Source organism: Bremerella cremea, assembly GCF_039541315.1.
Classification (GTDB): Bacteria; Planctomycetota; Planctomycetia; order Pirellulales; family Pirellulaceae; genus Bremerella; species Bremerella cremea.
On the sequence record NZ_BAABFZ010000005.1, the window covers coordinates 315,655 to 339,762 of the forward strand.

The window sequence follows — 24,108 nt, forward strand, 5'->3', positions numbered from 1 at the left end:
TCCAGTCGCGCGGCCGTTTTGAGGAATTGATGGCCGGGCGTCATGCAGTTGGTTTCCTATTGTCGCGGCTGTCCGTAATAATGGAATGTTTCCCGCCGCGCTAATCCCTTTGCCTACTTCTCTTAGCACTCTATGGCATCTCGCAAGCAAAAACGCAAGCAGTCCCCTGCCCCTTCCCAAACGATGCCGCGCTGGATGCTGGCAGCCGGGGGTAGTCTTCTTCTGATCCTGGTTCTAGGATCGCTCGTCACCGCCGATTGGTACTACGCGATGCCTGCCGACACGAAGGTCACTTATGTGGGGGCGAATACCTGCATCAAGTGCCACGAGAAAGAACACGCCGAGTGGGCCGGGTCCGACCACGATCTGGCAATGGACCTGGCAACCGACGAAACAGTGTTGGCCGACTTCAACGACGCCGAACTTCCGCATCACGACCTGACGTCCAAGATGTTCCGTCGCGATGGCAAGTTCATGATCAATACCGAAGGCCCTGACGGCCAGATGCACGATTACGAGATCAAGTATGTCTTCGGTGTGCATCCGCTGCAGCAATACATGGTCGAAATGGAGCCACCGACGCCTGGTTCGCCTCCCGGTTCGATTGGTCGCGTGCAAGTCCTGCGCGAATCTTGGGACACGGTTCTGAAAAAGTGGTTCTATCTTTCGCCTCCGGATGTGAAAGAGAAGCTCGCCGTCGATGATCCGTTGCATTGGACCGGTCGCACACAGAACTGGAATCACTACTGTGCCGACTGCCACTCGACCAATCTGCAGAAGAACTTCGATCTGGCGACCAACAGTTATCACACGACCTTCACCGATATCGATGTCAACTGCGAGACCTGTCATGGTCCTGGCAGCGCTCACGTTGAACTGGCCAACGCGACCAGCTTGTTCTGGGATCGTAACCTTGGCTATGGTCTCCGCAAGCTGAAGGGGGATTCGACCGAAGCGCAACTTACCCAGGTCGAAACCTGCGGAACGTGTCATTCGCGTCGCCAGGTGATCTGCCCAAGCTATCAACTGGGAGATAACTTCTACGACCAGTTCAACAACGAACTGATCGCCCCGCAGACCTATTACTGCGACGGTCAGATCATGGAAGAAGACTATGTCTACGGCTCGTTCCTGCAGAGCAAGATGTTCCACAAAGGGATCCGCTGCACCGACTGCCACGATCCACACACAACCAAGCTGAAGTTCGAGGGCAACTTGCTGTGCACTTCGTGCCATCAGCATCCCGCCGGTAAGTACGATACGCCAGCCCATCATTTCCATAAGACCGGCTCGACAGGGACCTCGTGCGTCGAGTGTCACATGCCAGAGACGACTTATATGGAAGTCGACCCACGTCGCGATCACAGCATTCGTATTCCGCGTCCCGATCTGTCGGTTGAACTGGGAACGCCGAACGCTTGCACCAAGTGCCACCTCGACAAAGCCGACCTGCCGCGTGAAGAGCATCCCGATGTTACCCGTTACGATCAGTGGCTGGCCCTTGCTCGGGCCGGTGACGAAGACGTGAAGGCCGGCTTGGCGGGCGTGGATCGCTGGGCTTTAGATGCTGTGAACCAATGGTATGGCGACACGTCGAAGATCCCGAAAGAAGAACATTTCGCTCACAAGCTGGCCCGAGCCTGGAGCAACGAACCGACCGCCGGCGAAGGCCTGGTCGAGATGGTTCGTGATACGAAGCTGCCTGGGATCGTTCGTGCCAGTGGCATGATGTACCTGGCCAACTACCTGAATGAAGACTCGGTTCAAGCCGCCCTTCGTTTCATGTCGGATAAAGATCCTCAGGTCCGTATCGCAGCAATTGAAACGCTGCGCGACGTTCCGCCTCTTTCGCCGAACCTGCAAGCCAAGGTGCTCGATGCCTTGCTAATCCGGCTCAACGACGAGGATCGTTCGGTCCGTACCGCCGCGGCCTGGTCGCTGGCGAACGAGGATTCGCGGGCACTCGAACTTCGCGGCGAGAGCGAAGCATTCGTGAAAGCACTTTCCGAGGCAATGGATGCGATTAAGCGTGACAACGATCAACCTGCTTCGCATCTTTCGATGGGTGTGCTGTACGAGCGGATGGGTAAGATCCCGGAAGCGGAGAAGGCATATCGCACCGCGATTCGGCTCGATCCAGGATTTACCGGCCCACGATCAAATCTCGTGACATTGCTTCAGCAACGGCAAGATTCCGAAGAACAGCAAATGCGGCAACTGGTGATCCAAGGCCAGCGACCTGCCGCCGAAGCGATGGCGGAAGACCTTGGCAAACGAGCCGTAGAGATCGCCCGGCTTCGCATCGAGGAATTGAGGAACATCGAACGCGACGTCAGCCAGCAACCTAACTTCGCCCCGCTGCAGTATCAGTATGGCTCGGCATTGTACATGGCAGCGAAGCATACGTCCCCCGAGACAGCCGAACCGTTCTTCAACGATGCGTTTGATGCGTATAAGAAGGCGAAAGAGCTCGATCCGAACAATGCTCAGTACGCACTGATGTACGTTTTGATCTCACAGTACCTCGAACGCTGGGACGAAGCCGATCAGGCGATCGCCAACCTGACGGAGCTCGTTCCCAACAACCCAGAGTTCATGCAGTTGAAACGCGAAATCGATGCCCGCGTTTCGCCACGCCAACAACAACAGCGGCAACGCTAAGCAGGCTGCCGCTGATCTGAATGCGACGGATCCGCGAGAACTAGCTTCCGCCAGCCAGTCGCTGCTGAATGATCTCCGCGTGATGACGGACATGGCCGACCGAGCACCGTCCCAAGTTGCGGACGGTCCACTGGTATCCGGCCGCGGTCCCTTCCAGGTCGAGCGCACCTTCTGGAAGGGTGCGGAACAGTTCCATCGTCGACTGGCGAATCAGGTAGAGCTCTTGCAGAAGTTGGTGATACGGGCGGTCATTGAAGTTAGAGTTCGCCATGAACAAATCCTGGTCGAACCCTGGTAGCTCGGTCGTGTCACCCCGAGCGAAGCGGAGTGCGCGATACGAAAAGACCCGCTCGGTATCGCTCATGTGACCAATCACCTCTTTGATGGTCCACGCGTACGGCGGGTGAACGATGCTGGCCTCTTCTTCCGAGACAAGCTTGAGTCGCGGAAACTCTTCTTCGAATTGCCGGGCCAGCGTCTCGACGCAATCTGCTTCCGGGGCAAGGTCGAGATATCGCTGGAAAGGTGGAAGATCGGTCATCTTTTCCCCATATTTAGTAAGAGCTGGTTAATGGCAAACCACATCGATAAGAGCCGGTTGGCGGCCGGAATGTTCGTGAAACTTCCTTGATTCTCGTGCTATCTCCCGATTCCTCCAAATGGGTCATTATGGTAAATTGTCCTGCTTTAACGCAAAACGTGCGTCCACCAACTTACACTCCCTCATTCTGACGAGTCGGCTCCCTATGAAGGCGATTGCGGTTAAACCCGGGACACCTAACAGCGTTCACCTGCGTGACATTCCTGAACCCACCCTCGATCAGTTCCCCAACGGCAAGGGTGTGCTGGTGAAGGTTCTGAAGGTGGGCGTCGATGCCACGGACAAGGAAATCAACGAAGCCCTCTACGGCAACGCCCCTCCCGGGGACGACTTCATGGTGATCGGTCACGAATCGTTCGGCATTGTCGAAGCCGTCGGCGAGAACGTCACCCGCTTCAAGCCAGGCGACTACGTCACCGCGACGGTCCGTCGTCCCGGTAGCTCGATCTACGACAAGATCGGCACCTACGACATGACCAGCGAAGAAACCTACTACGAACGCGGTATCAACCTGCTGCATGGTTACCTGACCGAAAAGTTCGTCGACGAAGAAGACTACATCATCCGCGTGCCAGAAGGTCTGACCCACCTGCACGTGCTGATGGAACCAATGAGCTGTGCCGCCAAGGCCGTTCATCAGGCTTACGAAGTTCAGCGTCGTATGAAGGTCTGGAGCCCGAAGGTGGCCTGGGTCATGGGTGCCGGCCAGATCGGTCTGCTGACGACCCTGGCACTGCGTCTGCGTGGCCTTCAGGTTTGCACGATCGCCCGCTCGGCTGGTCCTCACCTGAAGTCGGAAATCGTCGAAGGCATGGAAGCAACCTACGTTGCCACCAAAGACACCGACCTCGACGAACTGGTCAAGAAGACGGGCCGCCCTGACATCATCGTCGACGCGACCGGTAGCAGCATCATCGCTTTCGAGAGCATGAAGTACCTCGGTCTGAACGGCGTGCTGGTCTTCACCAGTGTCACCGGCGACAGTGACAAGCACGAGTTGCCAACCTCGAAGATCAACCTGGAATGGGTTTTGGGCAACAAGCTGCTGTTGGGTAGCGTGAATGCCAATCGCGACCACTTCGAGATGGGTATCCGCGATCTCGCTTTGGGCGAAATGATGTACCCAGGCGTGACCGAAAAGATTCTGACCAACCCAGTCGACGGCCTGGAAAACTACGCCGAAATGATGCGACTGCTGGTCGAAGACAACTCGGCCTTGAAGGTCTACGTCAACGTCGCCTCCGAATAGTCGCGACCTGACCTCGTAAACTTTGGCAGGGTCCGCGGTGCGGCTCAGGAGTCTGGCGAAATCGAACATAAGATTTCGTTAGTCATCTGATCCTTACCGCGGACCCTCCTTATGCGCGGATGGATTTCCTGGTGTGCCCGATTTGCTAGAATGATTCCAGCGAGGGAAATCTCGGATGATCACCCTTTTGGCCCCACCCGAACAACAGGACGACCCGATATGAAAAAGCCATCCAGTGGCGGCGGCTGGCAAGCGATTCGGTACACGTTTCAAAAAGCGCGTGAAGCGGGCGGGTACTGGAAGTTCTGGAAAGCAATGCGGAGCAAGAATGCGTGCAAAACGTGTGCGCTCGGCATGGGTGGCCAGAAAGGGGGCATGGTCAACGAACGTGGCACCTTCCCCGAGGTTTGTAAGAAGTCAATGCAGGCCATGGCGGCCGACATGCAGGGCGCCATTCCAGCCGAGTTCTGGCAAACCTACAGCATCCCGCAATTGAAGAAGTTCACTCCCTACCAGATGGAGCATGCCGGCCGCTTGACCGAGCCAATGCTATGGGAGGCCGATACGCAGCACTATCGTCCGATCTCTTGGGACGAGGCACTTGGCCGCGTGATTGGCAAGCTGAAGCAACTTTCCGCCGACGAAACCTTCTGGTACTTCAGCGGCCGCAGCAGCATGGAGGCGGGCTTCCTACTGCAGTTGTTCGCTCGCTTGTACGGTACGAACAACGTCAACAATTGCAGTTACTATTGCCACCAGGCAAGCGGCGTCGGCCTGGCCACCACCGTCGGCAGCGGAACCGCCACGATTGTGCTCGAGGATGTCGAGCACGCCGACCTGGTCTTCGTGATCGGTGGCAACCCTGCCAGCAATCACCCACGATTGATGTCGACCTTGAAGCATGTCCGTCGTCGCGGCGGCGAAGTGATTGTGATCAATCCGGTGGTCGAAACGGGTCTGGTGAACTTTCGCATCCCGAGCGATCCGATCAGCATGCTGTTCGGTACCAAAATCGCCACGCTCTACGTTCAGCCCGACATCGGCGGCGACCTGGCACTGCTCTGCGGTATCGCCAAGCGCGTCCTCGAAGTGGGCGGGCAAGATCAGGACTTCCTCGATAACCATTGCGAAAACTCCGAAGCGTGGCTGGCCTACCTGCGAGATCTTTCTTGGGACGAAATCGAAACAAAGTCAGGCGTCGGCAAGCTGAAGATTGAAGACATCGCGCAGCGATACATCCAGGCCGAACGGGTCATCTTCAGTTGGACCATGGGCATAACGCATCATGCCCACGGCGTGAACAATGTGCAAGCGATCGCGGCATTGGCAGCCCTACGAGGCATGGTCGGCAAGCCGGGCTGCGGCCTGATGCCGATCCGTGGTCATTCCAACGTACAAGGCATTGGCTCGGTCGGTGTGACCCCAACGCTGAAGCAGGCGATATTCGACGGGCTGGAAAAAGAATACGGCGTGCAACTGCCAACGACGCCAGGGCTCGATACGCTTGGCTGCATGGAAGATGCCCACTCCGGCAAGTTGAAGATGGGCTTCTGCCTGGGGGGCAATCTGTATGGATCGAATCCTGACCTGGCGTTCGCGGCGGAATCCATTCAGCAGCTCGATACGATGGTGTACCTCAGTACGACGCTGAACACTGGTCATGCGCATGGCCTGGCGAAGGAAACGATCATCTTGCCAGTGCTTGCTCGCGATGAAGAGCCTTACCAGACGACTCAGGAATCGATGTTCAACTACGTTCGAATGTCGGAAGGTGGCCCACGTCGACTGGCTGGCCCGCGCGGCGAAGTCGACGTGATCGCTTCGCTTGCTCAAGGGGTTCTTGAAGACAGCACGCCGATCGACTGGCAATCGATGCAAGACACCAACAAGATCCGCGCTGCCCTGGCAAAGGTGGTTCCCGGCTTCGAAAAGATCGCCTCGATCGACAAGACCAAAGAAGAGTTTCAGATCGACGGACGAACGTTCCACACGCCCAAGTTCCCCACGCCAAGTGGCCGCTTGATTCTGCACACGCACGAGATCCCTGACTTGAAGGGGACCGGCGAAAATGAACTTCGCCTGATGACGGTGCGTAGTGAGGGTCAGTTCAATACGGTGGTTTACGAAGAGTATGACATCTATCGCGGGATCGACCGCCGTGATGTGATTGTGATGCATCCCGACGACTGCCAGCGTCTGGGAATTTCGGCCGGGCAGAAGGTGTCAATCCAATCGAACATCGGCAAGATCGATGGCTTCACTGTCCACGCCTTCCCTGACATCAAACCAGGCAACGCTCTGATGTATTATCCCGAAGCGAATACCTTGGTGTCCCGTACGGCCGACCCCCTATCGAAAACCCCCGCTTTTAAGGGCGTAGTCGTTACGGTTCGCCCCGTTTAGCCTTGAACTCCCCTCCCCAGTCCTGCCATCCCCATCACGACTGTGTTCCCTTCCTGGCGTGCCTTGTAAAATGAAGGTGCGCGGCCTGTTACTCGATCGAAATTGTTCCCACATGACCTGGAAAAAGGACGACCTGCTTTGCTTTCACTTGGGTGTAGCGATGCGAAAAATTTCGCGAATCTATACTGAAGGCTTGGCATCTTATGATGTAACTCCGGCGCAGTTGTTCATGCTGTCGTGCCTACATTCGTGCGACGGCCAAAAGCCGAGCGAACTGGCCGATCAGGTCCACCTGGATGCGAGCAGCATGACCGGTTTGCTGGATCGAACCGAGAAGGCGAAGCTGATTCGCCGCATGCGGGACCCGGCCGATCGTCGCGCCTTGCGGATCTATTTGACCGATCTCGGCTCGACGACAATCGAGGAGTTGAAACCGGTGATCGCCCAACTGCAAGAGCGGGTCCACCACACGTTTTTCGAGGGATACAACGACGAACAAATTGCGAGCTTCATGGAGATCCTTCGCAATGCGGGCCAGTCGTCTGACCGACCTCTTTGATTTGCTTCCCAGGAGCTTCTTTTCATGTCAATGATCGAACGCCTGCAACACCAGCTTCAAACAGCTCGTGGGTTTACTAGCCGCATTCTGGGCGACTTTCAAAAACCGGAAGACTGGGTCGCCCAGGTCTGCAACCAGAGCAATCACGCGCTATGGTTCATCGGGCACATGGCGACGACCGACAACTTCTTCATTTCGCTGCTGGCCCCAGAAAAGCAACTCGCGAAGGACGATTACCAAGAGATGTTCGGTCTCGGCTCGACCCCTTCGCCGAAGCTGGAAGATTACCCGCCGATTGAAGAGGTGCGTGCCTACATGGACGATCGTCGGCAGGTGCTGCTAGAGATTTTAGGCGGTCTCAGCGATGAGGATCTCAGCACGAAGACTCCTGACGGAACGCCTGATTTTCTGGCCGACTATGGGCAGGTCTTTGAAACGGCGATCTGGCACGAAGGGCTTCATAGCGGTCAGTTGACCATGGTCCGGCGTTCGCTCGGACATTCGCCCACGACGCCCCCCCCAGGCACGCAGCAAGGCGTTTAAGAGACCGCCGTCACCATCAATTTCTCGGCCGCTTCTAAACCGAGTGCGGTCACGCGGCCTTCGATGTCGATGGTCACGATGCCTGCTTCGGCGCGGCAGGAAATCAGCTTCGCTTCGCATCCCGGCTGAAGCGACTCTTCGCTGAGGTAGCGCAGGAAGTCCGAACTCTGCTCCATCACACGTACCAGGCGGAATGGCTTGCCGGGTTCCCACTGGGTGAGCTTCACCCCTTGCTCGGTGCGAATTTTACCGTCAGCAGTTGGGATTGGATCGCCATGCGGGTCGGACGATGGATAGCCCAGATATTGATCGATGCGATCGACCAGGAAGTCGCTGACGGCGTGCTCCATGTTCTCGGCCTCTTCGTGGACTTCGTCCCAGGCCAGATCGAGCGTGTGCACCAGAAACAATTCAATCAGCCGATGACGCCGCAAGACGCGCAAGGCAAGCTTTCGACCGCTGTCGGTCAGGCGAACCCCTTCGTACTTGGTATACGAGGCCAGACCCGTTTCGCTGAGGGTCTTCATCATGCTGGTGACGGTGCCGGGCGAGACTTCCAGGGCAGTCGATATCTCACCGGTCGACGCCGCTTTTTCCGGTGCCTGTAAAGAGATCTGATAGATCGCTTTAACGTAGTTCTCGATCGTCAAGCTAGGCATGAGGGAAGGCTCCGGATGGGTTGAGGCACCGGAATTTTAAACGGTTCCCCCCTAAGCGGCAATCTGACGTCGCTTCGTTTTGTCGGGCCCTGACGGAGCCGCGGTGGGTCTTCCCACGATTTCATGCTCGTGCAGAAAGTCGACTAGATTATCGATGTCGACCCACAGGTTCGACTCTTCCGTCACGATGTTCCCATCGATCGGCTTCGCCGCGTGCCAAAAGAACGAGTGCCCGCAGGCAGCAGCTAGTTCCGCGAAGCAATCGTAGGGACGGTAAGGCGTTCCCAGTTCAATGACCTTCGTCCCGGGAGGTGCGAAGACCATATTCGCCAGGCCGGCACCATGGGGTCCCATGATCACATCGGCCTGTTGGAACAGTTCGATCTGCTCGCGAACTGACATCGTTTCGAGGAAGTGTCGTTCGAATCCGAGTCGCTCGAGCTTTGGCATGAACTCGTCTTCGTTCAAACAGTTGCGCAGCTTCATGCGGCCTCGCGAAACATAGACCAACTTGCGAGGCTCTTGCTTCACCTTCGACCAGGGCAAGCTGGCAGCAGTCTCGAAAAGGAACTGCGTCTCTTCTTCGCGAACCGGATGCTGATCGTTGGGAACGCAGACCATGTCGGCTTGAACATGCGCATAGTAGCTTTCCGGGATGACTTTCTTCGTATCGACGCCGAAGAGAGCGAGCATCTCGCGATGGTATGGGCGGCTCATCGGGGCGTACAGCTTGTCGTAGGTGACGCCTGCCTTGGCGAACAAACGCAGCTTTGGAATCGCTTCGGTGAGGAAGTGAAAGTAGTTGTTGCTGGACCAGCCGAAGGAGATTACACCGAGGGTACCGGAAACCTTTCGCAGACGCGGCAGATAACCTTGATGCAAGTACTGCGGAATCGTTCCGTGATCGCTCATCCCAGGGAAACGAATCATGCCGAAATCGAGGAGATGACAATTGTCGTTGGTCATCACCGCGACGCCACGCGAAGCGACGCGGGCCTGCTTTAAGCTCGTCAGCGAGGCACCTGCCAGATTGCGCTGGACCGGGCCATAGAAATAGTTCCGGAAGGTATCGTGCTTTGCGCCGCTGGCCTGAGCCAGGACCGGCTCGATTTCTTCGATCGCTCCACCCATCGTTCGCGGTGGGCCGACCACTTCTCGGGCAGGCTCGAGATCTGCCACCGAACCACTAGCGCAATTCTTTTCCACCCACGACTTCGAAAGATCGAAGTGAGTTGGGGGTGGTGTCCCCACAAGACGATTCCAGGCAGTTCGAGTTCGACGGCGCAGCTCGTGCCGCGCGCGAATAAGCGACTTCACTTCCAGCATCCTCAAATGGCGATCAATCAATGGAGGCTGAAAGTATCGAAATTCTTTAGGAATGAGGCAATAGATATTATCTTGCCACCACCCCCACCCGGTGGGCGGGGTCGTTCCTAGTCGATGATGCCACGCTGTTGAAGCAGTTCGTAAATCTTATCGACACACTCGTCGATACCCAACTCGTGCGTTGGCAACACCAAATCGGCGTTTTCCGGGACTTCGTAGTCGTAACTAACGCCCGGGAAATTGGTGATCTCGCCGCTATCAGCCTTTTCGTAGATGCCCGAGTCATCACGCTTGCGGCAGACTTCGACTGGGGCCGAAAGGTAGACGGTCAGGAACTGGTCGGCACCGATCGCATCGGCGGCCTTCTGACGAACTTCGGCATTGGGTGCCAGGAAGGCTGCGATACACAGCACGCCCGAGTCGTTCAGCATGCGAGCGATCTCGCTGCCGCGACGCAGGTTCTCGCTCCGCTGCTCGGCGGTGTAGCCCAGATCTTTGCTGATACCACGACGAAGGTTCTGCCCGTCGAGAACGATGCTGGTCTTGCCTTCGTCGAACAAGCGACGCTCCAAGGCATAAGCGATCGTCGTTTTGCCGGCACCGGTCAAACCAGTCAGCAGCAACGTGGCTGGCTTCTGACCGAAGCGAGCGGCTCGTTCTTCCGCCGAGACATTCCCCTTCGACGACTGCAAGGTTTCGTCACCTTCGACGTCCCACAGTTCGTCCTGGTCGCTGGAATCGCGATCGATGATCATACCAGCACCGACCGTGCGGTTGGTCATGTAGTCGATCAGAATGAAAGCCCCGGTCGTCTTGTTCTTGGCGTATGCATCGTAGCAAACTGGTTGGTTCAGCTTGACCGAGCAGCGACCAATTTCGTTAAGCTTCAGGGCCGGCGAATCGGCACGATGCAGCGTGTTGACGTCGACGTTGTACCGTACGCGCGAAATGCTGCCGGTCATCGATTTGGTCGCGTGCTTGACGAAGTACTGCTTGCCTGGGACGAGCGGTTCTTCCGACATCCAGACGACCATCGCGTCGAACTGGCTGTCGACCTTCGGACGGTTGCCTGGGCGGACGATGATATCGCCGCGGCTGCAGTCGATTTCGTCCTCGAAGGTCAGCGTGACCGACATGGGCGGGAAGGCTTCTTCGACATCGCCATCCATGGTGACAATGCGTTTGACCTTGCTGGTCTTCTTGGATGGCAACACCATCACTTCTTCACCGGGACGAATGGTTCCCGAAGCAACCGTTCCGCAGAAACCTCGAAAGTTCAGGTCTGGGCGATTCACCAACTGAACTGGGAAGCGGAAGTCTTGCAGGTTACGGTCAGAACCGATGTAGAGGTTCTCGAGCATGTGCATCAACGTGGCACCTTCGTACCACGGCATCTTCTCGCTCTTCTCGACCAGGTTGTCCCCCTTCAACGCTGAAAGCGGAAGGAAGTGGACGTCGTCGGCCGACATCTTGGCGGCGAAGTCGATGTAATCTTGCTTGATCTTCTCGTAGACTTCCTGGCTGTAATCGACCAGGTCCATCTTATTGATCGCGACCAAAATGTGACGGATGCCCAGCAGCGACGTGATGAAGCTGTGGCGTTTCGTCTGGGTCAGCACGCCATGTCGGGCGTCGATCAGAATGATCGCGAGGTCGGCGGTCGAAGCACCGGTCGCCATGTTTCGCGTGTACTGCTCGTGCCCGGGCGTATCCGCGACAATGAACTTGCGCTTGGCGGTCGAGAAGTATCGATAGGCCACGTCGATGGTGATGCCCTGTTCGCGTTCTTCTTTGAGACCGTCCATGAAAAGGGCCGGGTCAATCTCGCCCCCGACGGTACCGTGCGTGGCCGAGTCTTTCTCGATCGCAGCCAGCTGATCTTCGTAGGCCGCCTTCGATTCCATCAGCAGCTTGCCCAGCAGCGTGCTCTTACCGTCGTCGACGCTTCCGCACGTGATAAACCGCAGCAGTTCCTTCTTCTCGTGCTGGGCGAGATAGGCGTGAATGTCGGTGGCGATCAGGTCAGATTTGTGAGACATGGTTCTTCGTATTCAATGATTCGTGGAGAGGAAGGTCATCCAGTTCGCGGTTAGAAGTAGCCTTCTTCCTTCTTCTTCTGCATCGAGGCGCCCTGATCCTTGTCGATGGCGCGACCTTGACGTTCCGACGTCGTGGTGAGCAGCATCTCTTGGATGATATCGGGGAGCGTGACCGCTTCCGATTCGACCGCACCCGTCAACGGATAGCAGCCCAACGTGCGGAAGCGAACCATCTTCTCTTCCACTTTTTCGCCTGGCTCTAGCTGGATTCGATCGTCGTCGACCATGATCCACATGTCGTTGCGCCATACGACGGGACGTTTCGCCGAGTAGTACAGCGGAACAATCGGAATGTTCTCGAGGTGGATGTATTGCCAGACGTCCAGCTCGGTCCAGTTCGACAGAGGGAACACGCGGATGCTTTCCCCCTTGTTAACCTTGGTGTTGTACAGATTCCACAGCTCGGGACGCTGGTTCTTCGGATCCCAGCGGTGATTGCGGTCGCGGAACGAGAAGACACGTTCCTTCGCTCGCGACTTTTCTTCGTCACGGCGAGCACCCCCGAAAGCGGCGTCGAATTTGTATTTGTCCAAGGCCTGCTTCAGCGAAACCGTCTTCATCAAGTCGGTATGGCGAACGCTGTCCTCGAACGGGTCGATTCCCAGCTTCTTGCCCTCTTCGTTGATGTGCACGATCAGATCGAGCCCCAGTTCCTTGCGAGCGTAGTCTTCGCGGAACTGAATCATTTCCTTGAACTTCCACGTGGTGTCGACGTGCATCAAAGGAAATGGCGGCTTGGCAGGATAAAACGCCTTCATGGCCAAGTGGACCATGACCGACGAGTCTTTGCCAACCGAATACAACATCACTGGGTTCTCAAACTCGGCCGCAACTTCGCGGATGATATGGATGCTTTCTGCTTCCAACTGTTTGAGATGCGTAATCTGATAACCGGACATCGATCAATCGCTGTGGGTTTAGGTTAGGCAGGTTGGTCGGCACGCAGGGTGCCATCTGCCGGCAAGTGCGGTTCTCTGTGTCTGTCAGGAAAACCAGGAGAGAATCGCCCGATTATAGGGGTCGTAACTAATATCAACAACGACACTAATCGGCCGTAAGTTGAATCAACTCAAGGCTCTTTGCGACCTTTCGGCCAAACTTTCAAGATCACGCTGGGGTGATCGTTGCCTGGGGTCTCGTACTCGTGGACGTTTCGGATCTCCACGTTTTTGGTCATGTTGTGGTGCCGAGCTTCTTTGACTTCCTCGACCCAGCGGCCTCCCTTGATGGTCAGCAGCCGACCGGCGGCCAGCCAGTGGCTATCGAGCCAAAGCAGCAGCTTACGCACCGGGGCGACCGCTCGGCAGACGACTGCATCGAAGCTAAGATCTTCCAGAATCTCTTCGGCACGATTGTGATAGACCGGGACTTCCAGCTCAAGCTTCTCGACGATGGCCTGCATGGCGTGGGCCTTCTTACCCACTGAGTCACATAACGTGACACGCACATCGGGACGCAGGATCGCGATCACGATGCCAGGCACCCCGCCGCCGCTTCCCATGTCAAGGATTTCTTCATTTGGCTTGAGTTGCCCGGCCAATGCCAGGCTGTCGATCAAGTCGCGAGAAACGAACTTGTCGTAGTCGGTATGACGCGTCAGATTCAGCGACTGGTTGATTTCCCACAGGATATCGATGTAGCGCTGCAGTTGGTCGCGGATCTCGGGCGGAACCGGAGCTCCATACTTCGTCAAAGCCTCTTGCAGCGTGCTGCTGGCAGGGCCAGATTCTGGAGTTGGCGAAATGTCTTCGCTCATGCTGACTTTCGGTGAGAACTTTCCTAAATGCACAGGCCAGGACATGTCGGCCTTTTGATTCCCACCATTTGACCATTCTTGGCCCGTTTGGGCCATGACACGTTTGCGCTGACTACTGCTTTTCGTGCCGCGAGAGGACCACAATGCGGTGGGCCGTAAGATGAGGCTTGGTAAGCTGCCCCAGTGGCGAGATCTGGCCGTAGATGCCTACTTCCATCCGCGAATACCGCCGCAAGTTGAGTCCTGGCGAAGGACTGACAAACTGCAGCACATTCCCCTGAGAGTCGGTCAGGGCAAACGGCGGCGTGTACTGATTCGGATCGCGTGTGGCCGAGGCCCGCGTAATCACCGGCATAAGCCAACCTTTTCCGTCGTAACGCGGGTCGAAGCCTTCTGCTTTGAACGAAGCGGCCGGATCGTCAGATGGTTTCATCTCTTCCAGCACGACCGAATCGATCGGGGGGGATCGCAGCGGCCCTGTGCCAGGGACAAACGCCTTCTTGGCGCCCAGTTTTCGCTCGGAAAGCTCGTTGAACTCTTCGATTTTTTCCTGCACCAGGCGGGCTTTGCCACGTTCCAGCGGGGTTTCCCCTTCGTCGACCAATCGCTTGGCCTGGCTGAGCAGTGGCTTGAAGTTCCATTCGTCGGCCGGCTTGATGCACTCTTGGCTGACCTTTAGTTCCAGTTCACTCAGGGTTAGCTTGATCGACGGATCGAACGCTTCGACAGCAGGCTTCTCGACCGGCAGTGGATCGCCCGTAAGTCTTGCTGCGGCCGGCGTTTCCGATTCGGCGTCGTAAGACACCGGACGTATTGTGCTGACGTTGTTCTGGGCTTTCTTCCAGAATTCGGCCTCTTCGATCGCTTCTTTCGTAGCGACTTTATCCTGCTGCGGTCGAGGTGGGGCCGCGACTGGTTCTGGGTAAAGCGCTTCGATGAAATGCTTGTTAATCCAGCGGAATTCGCCCGCTGGGGGTGCGATACGGTAGAAGGCTTCCTTCTTGCCGGTTTGCTGATCGCGAAGTTCCACGATCCCCAGCACTTCGACCGGTTCGTTTTGATCGAGCTTCACGTGCACAACGTGGTGCAAATCGCTGATTTGGCTGCCGATGTAAGAGGGAGCATCCACGACTTGAACCGTCGCGAAACGTCGGTCGTCGCCGTACGAGAGGGCTTTGACTGGCAGCAAGCTGAATTCGTTCTCGGTTGGCCGAATGGCCATCCAGCCACCATCATCTTCGCGGTAGACCTCGACGATCGTATTTTTTTCGAGGTAAGCGGTCGGATAGTAGTTCTGACCAGGACCGCTGCGGGTGAAAACCTGGGCGGTCGTCACTCGGGCTTTGTACGGTTCCGCTCCTGATACCTCGGCGCAAATACCAATGACAACAGTAGATAGGAGCAAACAGAGCAGTCGGTGACATTTCATGGCCGGATTCCTCAGGCAAGAACTTGAGTTCGATGCCGGAGGAAATACCGAATTCTGCGGTAGCACACAAGATTGATTTCAGTGCTATCAGCCCACCGCGTTTAGAACTTGTGACCCTTTTGCGGGCCATCCTTCGTCAGCGAGAGGATCTCTGGACCATTCTCGGTCATCAGGATCGTGTGCTCGAACTGTGCGCTCAAGCTGCGATCGCGGGTACGGACTGTCCAGCCATCGCTCGCATCGAGCTGCGTGCTAGGACCACCGACGTTGATCATCGGCTCGATCGTGAAGCAAACGCCTGGCATCAAGCGGACCGAGTGAGCGGCACGCGTTGGAACGTGCGGGATGGAAGGATCTTGGTGGAAGCGACGACCCAGACCGTGACCGACGAATTCTTCGACCACGCCGAAGTTGTACTTCTTCGCTTCTTCGACAATGACACGGCCGATTTCCGAGACGCGGCATTCGGGATAAATCGCACCGATTGCCAGGTACAAGCAGTCAAACGCACACTGCGTGACTTGCTTTGCTTCTGGGCTGACTTCGCCGATCAAAAACGTTTCCGACTGATCGCCATGCCACCCGTCAACTATCGAGGTGACGTCGACGTTGACGATATCCCCTTCTTTCAGCTCGTACTTGCCCGGGATCCCGTGGCAAATCACTTCATTCACGCTCGTGCAGCTGCTTTTCGGGAAGCCCTGATAGTTCAAGCAGGCCGGCGTATGGCCATGGTCGAGCGTGTACTCGTGGATCATCCGATCGAGTGCCTCGGTGGTGATGCCTGCTTTGACGTGAGGGCGAACGAAGTCCATCAGTTGCGCATTGAACTGACAGGCAATTCGCATGGCGTCGCGTTCAGAGTCCACGAGTTGGAGATGACGTCGTCCGTGAAGCATATCGATTCGAGGGGTGAAGTTTCGGGGTAGCTAAAAAGGAAACACGCAGTCTATCAGGGTAATCGACTCGGCAACATGCAATTCTCGCAAATTCCTTGGACAGAATTTATCCACAAGGTTGGTTTTGCGCGAACGTTCCGATGAAGGGGATGCCTCCTATGAATTGTCAGCATCCCAAGGGACCATTAGAATCGTTACCTTCTAAAGCATGCGGGAAAGCCCTATGGGCAAACATTTTGCGGCGATCCCCACGCTATCGAGCCCTGACAGCACCCATTGCGGAAGCGGCAACGCCGCCAAACATCCCTACGGATATCACCGATGCCTCGCTATAACCCGGCCGAAATTGAACCGAAGTGGCAACAATATTGGGAGCAGAACAAGACCTTCAAAAGTCCTGAACTGCCGACCGGGGAAAAGATGTATGTGCTGGACATGTTCCCGTATCCCAGCGGAGCCGGGCTGCACGTGGGCCACCCGGAAGGCTACACCGCGACCGACATCGTTTGCCGTTTGGCGCGCATGCAAGGCAAGAGTGTTCTCCATCCGATGGGCTTCGATTCGTTCGGATTGCCAGCGGAAGAGTATGCCATCCGCACCAACACGCATCCCCGCGTTACCACCGAAAAGAACATCACCGAGTTCGTCCGTCAGTTGAAGATGATTGGCTTCAGCTACGACTGGGATCGCCAGATCGCAACGACCGACGTTGAGTACTTCCGCTGGACGCAATGGATCTTTCTGTTGCTCTTTGATACCTGGTACGACGCCGATGCCGGCAAAGGCCGACCGATCTCGGAGTTGCCAATTCCAGCCGATGTGACAGCGGAAGGAGAAGACGCTGTTCGCAGGTATCAAGACGAACATCGTCTCGCCTACGTGAGCGAAGCTCCAGTCAACTGGTGCCCTGCCCTGGGTACGGTTCTCGCTAACGAAGAAGTCATCGACGGCAAGAGCGAACGAGGCAATCACCCCGTGCAGCGTCTTCCGCTGCGGCAGTGGATGCTCCGCATTACTTCCTACGCGGAACGCTTGGAGTCCGACCTCGACTCGCTCGACTGGTCCGACAGCATCAAGCAGCTTCAGCGAAACTGGATCGGTCGTTCGACCGGTGCGGAAGTCGACTTCTTCCTGGGCACTGAAGAAGAGTTCACGCCGTGGGAAATCGAGCGCAAGACCGCAGGCTACCCGCGAAAGCCGGGAACCGACGTGCTTCGCGTCTACACAACCCGACCTGACACGCTCTACGGTGCGACCTACATGGTGATCGCGCCGGAACATCCGTTGGTCGATCAGTTGACCACTGCCGATCAATCGGCCGCGGTGAAGAAGTACTGTGAGCAAGCCGCCTTCAAGTCAGACCTCGAACGTACCGAGTTGGCCAAAGACAAGACGGGCGTTTTCTCGGGTTCGTATGCCATCAATCCTGTGAACGGCAAGCCCGTGCCGATCTGGATCGCCGACTACGTTTTGGCGAGCTACGGCACTGGGGCCATCATGGCGGTGCCCGCGCACGACGATCGCGACTTCGAGTTCGCTCAAAAGTTCGGCATCCCCGTGATTGCTGTCGTCGATCCTGGCACGAAGTCCGATATCGATCGCGACGCGGTACTCGCAGGCACCGCCTGTGCCACGTTTGATGGTGTCGCCATCAACTCGGGCAAGTACGACGGCATGAAGACGGCCGACGTCAAGTCGCAGATCGCTCTCGATTTGGAACAAGCTGGCCTTGGCAAAGAAGCCACCAACTTCAAGCTTCGCGACTGGTTGTTCAGCCGTCAGCGATTCTGGGGCGAACCGTTCCCCATCTTGAAGGAACTCGACGAGAACGGCGAACCGAACGGCAAGATCCGCGCGGTGCCGGTCGATCAACTTCCGGTCGACTTGCCGCAGATCGAAGACTACAAACCAATTGGCCGACCAGAGCCGCCGCTCGAAAAGGCGGACGAGTCATGGTTGTACCCGGTGATCGATGGTGTCCGTTACAAGCGCGAAACCAACACCATGCCGCAGTGGGCTGGTTCGTGCTGGTACTACCTCCGCTTCATCGATCCAAAAAACGATCAGGTCTTCGTCGATCGCGAAAAAGAGAAGGCCTGGATGCCCGTCGATCTTTACATCGGTGGTGCCGAACATGCCGTGCTGCACTTGCTGTATGCCCGCTTCTGGCACAAGGTGCTTTACGATCGCGGCTACGTCTCGACCAAAGAACCATTCCAGCGTTTGGTGAACCAGGGCATGATCCTGGGCGAAATCGAGTACACCGGCTATCAGCTTGAAGGTGGCAAGTGGATTGGCAGTAATCAGGTCGTCCGCGAAGACGATGCTTTCCACGACGGCAAAGGCAACACGGTCACGGCGGTCAAGCTGACCGAAGAGCAGATTGTGAAGAAGGGGGACGGCTTCGTCCTGGCCGACGACAATAATGTCCGCATCGACGCGCGAGCCCACAAGATGTCGAAGAGCCGCGGCAACGTGGTCAATCCAGACGTCGTGGTCGACGACTTTGGTGCCGATAGTCTTCGCTTGTACGAGATGTTCATGGGGCCTCTCGAAGCAACCAAGCCATGGGCCATGGATGGTGTGAAGGGGGTTCGAGGCTTCCTCGATCGGGCGTGGCGTATGATCGTCGATCACAATGCCGAGACGCTCGAGCTGAACGCGGCCGTCCAAGACGTCGAACCGACGGAGGAACAAAACAAGACGATCCACCGTACGTTGAAGAGCGTAACCCAAGACTTGGGCAACCTCAGCTTCAACACGGCAATCGCGCGTTTGATGGAGTTCACCAACTTCTTCACCAAGGAGTCGACGCGGCCGAAACAAGCGATGGAAACCTTCGCATTGATGCTCTCGCCGCTGGCACCACACCTGGCAGAAGAATTCTGGCAGCTTTTGGGGCACGAAAAAACTTTGGCGTACGAATCTTGGCCACAATACGTCGATTCGTTCACCGTTGATAACGAAGTCGAAGTTCCCGTTCAGATTATGGGGAAAGTTCGCGGCCGTATCACGGTTCCAGCCGACATTAAGAAGGACGATCTTGAAGCACTGGCAAAAGCCGATCCTCGTGTGCAGGAGCTTCTGGAAGGAAAGCAAATCGTGAAATCGATTGTTGTTCCTGGTCGTCTCGTAAATTTCGTCGTGAAATGAACTTAGCGACACCTTAAACCGGTTGACGCCAAGTGTTTTAAGACGGATGCTACAGGCAAAGGTTCACGTTTACTTCGGGTGTGCCTGACAGGGAAGCGGGACCGAAATGGCAATTTGGTTAACCATCGGAGTCGGGGCAGCCCCGACCCACAAGGAAGATTCGCATCCATGACGCACGCTTGGCACGACGTGACCCCCGGTGAGGACATTCCAAGGGAATTCTGTGCGGTCATCGAGATCCCCACTGGATCGAGCATCAAGTACGAGCTGGACAAAGACACCGGCCTGCTGCGGATGGACCGCATGCTCTACTCGGCCGTTCACTATCCAGCGAACTACGGATTCGTTCCGCAGACGCTCGCCGAAGATGACGACCCGCTAGACGTTCTGGTTCTCTGCCAGGAACCTGTCGCTCCGCTGACGCTGATTACGGCTCGCGCGGTTGGCTTGATGACGATGGTCGACAGCGGCAAGCTGGACCACAAAATCATCGCCGTCGCCGTGACCGATCCGGAATACTCGTCTTACAACGAGGCGATGGATCTGCCAAATCATCGTCGAAACATGTTGCGACGCTTCTTCCAAGACTACAAGATGTTGGAAGGGAAGTCGGTCGAAGTCGATGAGATCCTGCCATCCGAATTGGCGCTGCCAATCATTAACGAAGCGTTGGAACGCTATAGCGAACAGCGCCGTCGCGGGTTTTATCGAAAGTAATCGTCTTGCCCTTTAAGGCGCACGACTTGCACAAAGTTGCGCTAATTAATCGGTGGTGGCGTGCGCGCTCACTTGCGTGCACCTGGGGTCGCCCGTTATCGTTTGGGGCGCACCGATCAACACTCACCCAATGCTTTGCTTTTCCTTGACGGAGAGAAGGTGACCCATGCGTAATGTCATCTGCCTGGTACTCGGCGGAGGCCGCGGAACTCGGCTCTACCCATTGACCAAATACCGCTCGAAGCCAGCTGTTCCGCTGGCGGGTAAATATCGCCTGATCGATATTCCCCTCTCCAACTGCCTGAACAGCCAGATGAATCGCATCTATGTGCTGACGCAGTTCATGTCGGTGAGTCTCCATCGCCACATTCGACAGACATACCGCTTCGATCACTTCAATGGTGGTTTCGTCGAGCTTTTGGCTGCTCAGCAGACCGCCGGCGAAGGTTCCGACTGGTACCAAGGCACCGCCGACGCCGTTCGTAAGAACCTGCGATACATCCAGCAGCACGGCATCGAGTATGTCTTGATCCTCTCCGGCGACCAGTTGTACCGGATGGACTACCGCGAGATGCTCGACTCGCACATTGCTTCCGGCGCCGACGTGTCGATCGCCGGGCTGCCAGTCCACTCGAAGGAAGCTGGTGGTCTGGGCATCATGAAGATCGACGAAACGGGCCGCGTTCAAGGCTTCGTCGAAAAGCCGAAGACTCCGGAAGAACTCGCGCACGTTCGCACCGATCCAGCTTGGATCGACGCCCGTGGCATCGATTCGCAGGGTCGCGACTGCCTGGCCAGCATGGGTAACTACCTATTCAACCGCGACACGCTGGTCGAACTGCTGGAAAAGACCGATTACCAGGACTTCGGCAAAGAAATCTTCCCGGCGGCCATTCGTGCCAAGCGGGTTCAGATGCACATGTTCGACAGCTACTGGGAAGACATCGGTACGATCAAGGCTTTCTACGAAGCCAACATCGCCACGCTGGCCCACAAGCCACCCTTTGAGTTCGTCGAAGAAGAAGCTCCGATCTTTACACGAGCTCGCTTCCTGCCACCAAGTATGCTGATGGACAGCACCGTCAGCAACGCGATGATCGCCGATGGTTGCCAGATCGCCAAAGGCTGCACCATCAAGAACAGCGTGATCGGTTTGCGTAGCGTGATCGAAGAAAATGTCACCATCGAAGACTCGGTGCTGATGGGCTGCGATTACTACCCAACCAAAACCGAGAACGAAGCGGACGATACTTGCGGTCGCCCTTGCATGAAGATCGGTGCTGGTAGCGTGATCAAGGGTGCCATCGTCGACAAGAATTGCCACATCGGCAAGAACGTCCGCGTGATCAAGACGGACGACATGCCCGACAAGGAATACCCAGAAGGCGTGACTATCGTCGACGGAATTCCATGTATCGAAAAGGGTGCCTACCTGCCAGATGGCTGGACCCTTTCGTAAGTCAGGTGATCTGCGAAATAACTTCGCTTCGCACTGCGAACCAACTCAAAAGCCCATCGCCAGGACAACTTGCGATGGGCTTTTTTCGTGGGTTAGTTCGCTTCAGGACGTTTCCACTGATAAAGCTGCACGTACCCGCGGTGGCCGGCCGGGACGATCTTGCCATCCGCGCTGCTGGCCAATCGCCACACTTCGGCGTCGACCTTGGCAACTGCCAGTCGCTTGCCACTTTCCAAATCAAAGAACTCCAGCCAACCATCACCTTCGAGCGCGACAAGCGTTTTCCCTTCGTCGCAAAGAGCCATGTCGCGCAGGTAAGTCGACCGGATCTGCATCGAGCGGATCACGCTCCCCGATTCGATATCGATGATCTGCAAGTCCTGTTTCAAATAGACTTCGCTCACATTCGCCGCCACCAGCGACTTGCCATCGGCCAGAAAGAATTGCGGTCCCACCAAGTGCGGCACTTCCACAGTTTGCTTGAGCTTACCGGAAGCGACTTCATAGATGCGAATCTTGTCTTCACTCACCGACGTACACGCCACGAGTGAGCTATCTGGGCTGAAGGCAACCTGATCGACGAACGCTCCTTCTTTCACGTCTTTGAAGGAATGGACTTTATCTTCCTCCGGCATCTTCCAGATCGATACCTCTTCCATTCCGCCAAGTGCGATGGTCTTGCCATCCGGCGAATAGGCGACCATCGACAATCCGGACGGGCCGAAGTTCCCCTGTACGCTAGGTCCATCGAGCTTCCCTTCCCGGAGCGCCTCGGGGAGTTTCACCAGCACCACTTGCGGCTGACCAAAGGTGAACACCATTTGCTTTCCATCTGGCGAGAACAGCACCCGATCGATCGTCTCGGCTGGGAACGGTTCGTGAATGACATCTTTCTGCTGCCCGGTCGCCGCATCCCAGATAATCGCATCGGCGTTGCCGCCGCCGGTGGCCATCAACTTGCCATCGCTGGAGATGGCCGTCGTCACGATGCGATTGTTTTGCCACTGCTGCGGCTGCGTCACTTCCTTGGCGTACAGATCCCAGACGGCAATCATGCCATCGCCACCGCCGCTGACCAGCAGATGACTATCCTGCGAGAACGCCAGACAAGCGATGCTGCCGGTATGCGTAATTTGCAGCGGAGCGAACTGCTCGGTTTCGACATCCCAGACTTGGGCCGATCCCTTATCGTTGCCGACCGCGATGTACTTGCCGTCCGGTGACACCGCCAGCGAGACCACCCGAAAGCCATCCACTTTGAAAGACTGCACCACCTTGGAGGTCGCGATGTCGCGAATCTCGACTTCCGGATCGTGCCAGCCTGCGGCGATCGCAACTCGTTTGCCATCGGCGAATAAAGCGAACACTTCGACGCCACGTGGAAGTGGTCCAACTTCCTGAGCGACTTCGCCACTGGCCACATCGATGAAAGGAAGCTTTTCGGAAGTCGCGTTGGTCGCGAGCCATTTGCCATCGGGCGAAAAGGCGACCACACGTGCATTGTTCCCATCGATCTTGATCGAGCGCTTCTCGCCGGTTTCGACGTCCCATAGAAAGACGGGCTCTTCGTCATCGGCCCCTGCACGGTCTTTCCCGATCAAGACCGTTTTACCATCGGGAGAAAACGCGACACTTTGCGGGCCACCTCTTTTCACGACAGGCAAACTCTTGAGCACTTCGCCGCTCGACGTATCCCACAGCACAACCGATTTCCTGAAGTTGCCTGCCGATACCAGCCACTTGCCATCGGGCGAGAACGCGACGCCTGCCAGACTGCCGAGGTGCATCCGCTCCCCTTCCCACAACAGCTTGCCAGTCGAGAGCTCGAACATTTTCACACGACCATTGTTGGAATCAATCGCGGCCAGCGCTGTTCCATCCGGCGAGATCGCCACGCCTGCCAGCCGATCGAGGCTTTTGTCGAATGCAAACCGCTGCAGTAAGTTCCCGCCCACTTGATTCGGTGGCAGGAACATCGGCACGAACGTTTGCTGGTCCCGTGCTGGAGCCAGCATTGCATTGATCTGCGGATCGTTCACCGATCGCGTATGGGCATAAATCGTTCGCCATAAGAGCTGCGGCTCTTCTTCGAGCGTCCCAGCCCCCAGCTTCATCGCCGCTACCAGCAGTTGAGCGCTGCGTGACGAATCGGCCTCGACAATCTGCTCACTCGCCGGATGAACGCCCTCCTTCCGAACATGCTCGAGCAGTGTTTCGTATTTCCACCACCACTGCGCTGGATCGGGTGACGCGGTACCTTCTGCAGTTAAGGGGGGCAACAACTGGAGCGATGGTTTATCGTATTCCAACTGGATTTCGAAGTCGTCCTCTTCCTTCGGCTTTTCGACGGTTGGCGTGTCGATCGGCTTTTCAGCCTTCGGCGACGGAGCGACCTTTGCCGATTCTTCTGTTTTGGGTTGCTCTGGTGGCGACTCAGGCACTGGCTCTTTCGTTTCGCAGCCCAGCAGCAGAAGCATGTTGACCAACAAGGCCCCGATTCCCCACGCCCGAACAGAACGTGGCTGAGGAAGGATCGCGAAAGAAGTCATAACAGTTCGAGGGGGTTAACGGCAGGAAACGTCGTCGGAATCGCCT

Annotated in this window: 17 protein-coding genes; 8 read left to right on the forward strand and 9 right to left on the reverse strand. The window is 56.6% G+C overall.

Annotation, left to right across the window (positions count from 1 at the left end; genetic code table 11):
• Nucleotides 1–132 precede the first annotated feature (132 nt).
• Nucleotides 133–2,661, forward strand: a complete 2,529-nt coding sequence (locus tag ABD890_RS18280; RefSeq protein ID WP_345093062.1) for a HEAT repeat domain-containing protein — start codon at nt 133–135, stop codon at nt 2,659–2,661.
• A gap of 40 nt (nt 2,662–2,701) precedes the next feature.
• On the opposite strand, the gene ABD890_RS18285 is transcribed toward ABD890_RS18280, so the two are convergent.
• Nucleotides 2,702–3,202, reverse strand: coding sequence for a DinB family protein (locus tag ABD890_RS18285; RefSeq protein ID WP_345093065.1), 501 nt, complete (start codon nt 3,200–3,202; stop codon nt 2,702–2,704).
• A gap of 205 nt (nt 3,203–3,407) precedes the next feature.
• Between ABD890_RS18285 and ABD890_RS18290 the strand changes: the two genes are divergently transcribed.
• The 4 genes from ABD890_RS18290 to ABD890_RS18305 all read left to right on the forward strand — a co-directional run bounded on the left by ABD890_RS18290 (nt 3,408) and on the right by ABD890_RS18305 (nt 8,016).
• Nucleotides 3,408–4,511: a glucose 1-dehydrogenase gene (locus ABD890_RS18290; protein ID WP_345093068.1), complete on the forward strand. Its 1,104-nt coding sequence runs from the start codon at nt 3,408–3,410 to the stop codon at nt 4,509–4,511.
• Between the two features lie 219 nt (nt 4,512–4,730).
• Nucleotides 4,731–6,914, forward strand: a complete 2,184-nt coding sequence (locus ABD890_RS18295; protein WP_345093071.1) for an FdhF/YdeP family oxidoreductase — start codon at nt 4,731–4,733, stop codon at nt 6,912–6,914.
• 112 nt (nt 6,915–7,026) lie between these two features.
• Complete coding sequence (locus ABD890_RS18300) at nt 7,027–7,473, forward strand: MarR family winged helix-turn-helix transcriptional regulator (protein WP_345093074.1); 447 nt, start codon at nt 7,027–7,029, stop codon at nt 7,471–7,473.
• Between the two features lie 24 nt (nt 7,474–7,497).
• Nucleotides 7,498–8,016, forward strand: coding sequence for a DinB family protein (locus ABD890_RS18305; protein WP_345093077.1), 519 nt, complete (start codon nt 7,498–7,500; stop codon nt 8,014–8,016).
• On the opposite strand, the gene ABD890_RS18310 is transcribed toward ABD890_RS18305, so the two are convergent.
• From ABD890_RS18310 to map, 7 genes are all read right to left on the reverse strand, one after another.
• Entirely contained in the window at nt 8,013–8,675 is a 663-nt protein-coding gene (locus ABD890_RS18310) for a metal-dependent transcriptional regulator (protein WP_345093080.1), read from the reverse strand. The genes ABD890_RS18305 and ABD890_RS18310 overlap by 4 nt on opposite strands.
• A gap of 51 nt (nt 8,676–8,726) precedes the next feature.
• Nucleotides 8,727–9,881, reverse strand: coding sequence for a glycosyltransferase family 61 protein (locus ABD890_RS18315; protein ID WP_345093083.1), 1,155 nt, complete (start codon nt 9,879–9,881; stop codon nt 8,727–8,729).
• Between the two features lie 227 nt (nt 9,882–10,108).
• A complete protein-coding gene (gene cysN / locus ABD890_RS18320) occupies nt 10,109–12,040 on the reverse strand; it encodes a sulfate adenylyltransferase subunit CysN (protein ID WP_345093087.1) in 1,932 nt (643 codons plus the stop codon).
• A gap of 50 nt (nt 12,041–12,090) precedes the next feature.
• Entirely contained in the window at nt 12,091–12,999 is a 909-nt protein-coding gene (gene cysD, locus ABD890_RS18325) for a sulfate adenylyltransferase subunit CysD (protein ID WP_345093090.1), read from the reverse strand.
• Between the two features lie 170 nt (nt 13,000–13,169).
• Nucleotides 13,170–13,856 carry a 16S rRNA (guanine(527)-N(7))-methyltransferase RsmG gene (rsmG, locus tag ABD890_RS18330; protein WP_345093093.1) on the reverse strand — a complete coding sequence of 229 codons (687 nt, stop codon included), beginning with the start codon at nt 13,854–13,856 and terminating at the stop codon, nt 13,170–13,172.
• Nucleotides 13,857–13,968: 112 nt separating this feature from the next.
• A complete protein-coding gene (locus tag ABD890_RS18335; protein ID WP_345093096.1) occupies nt 13,969–15,285 on the reverse strand; it encodes an SH3 domain-containing protein in 1,317 nt (438 codons plus the stop codon).
• 101 nt (nt 15,286–15,386) lie between these two features.
• Nucleotides 15,387–16,184 carry a type I methionyl aminopeptidase gene (map, locus tag ABD890_RS18340; protein ID WP_345093099.1) on the reverse strand — a complete coding sequence of 266 codons (798 nt, stop codon included), beginning with the start codon at nt 16,182–16,184 and terminating at the stop codon, nt 15,387–15,389.
• Between the two features lie 321 nt (nt 16,185–16,505).
• Between map and leuS the strand changes: the two genes are divergently transcribed.
• The 3 genes from leuS (at nt 16,506) to ABD890_RS18355 (ending at nt 21,513) form a co-directional block, all read left to right on the forward strand.
• Nucleotides 16,506–19,337: a leucine--tRNA ligase gene (gene leuS, locus ABD890_RS18345; protein ID WP_345093102.1), complete on the forward strand. Its 2,832-nt coding sequence runs from the start codon at nt 16,506–16,508 to the stop codon at nt 19,335–19,337.
• A gap of 168 nt (nt 19,338–19,505) precedes the next feature.
• Complete coding sequence (locus ABD890_RS18350) at nt 19,506–20,054, forward strand: inorganic diphosphatase (RefSeq protein WP_345093105.1); 549 nt, start codon at nt 19,506–19,508, stop codon at nt 20,052–20,054.
• Nucleotides 20,055–20,220: 166 nt separating this feature from the next.
• The gene (locus ABD890_RS18355; RefSeq protein WP_345093108.1) at nt 20,221–21,513 is read left to right on the forward strand and encodes a glucose-1-phosphate adenylyltransferase; all 1,293 of its coding nucleotides are present in this window, start codon (nt 20,221–20,223) and stop codon (nt 21,511–21,513) included.
• 92 nt (nt 21,514–21,605) lie between these two features.
• Here the strand turns inward: ABD890_RS18355 and ABD890_RS18360 are convergent, their stop codons facing one another.
• Nucleotides 21,606–24,062 (reverse strand): WD40 repeat domain-containing protein, encoded by a 2,457-nt coding sequence (locus ABD890_RS18360; protein WP_345093110.1) that lies wholly within the window; start codon nt 24,060–24,062, stop codon nt 21,606–21,608.
• Between the last annotated feature and the right edge of the window lie 46 nt (nt 24,063–24,108).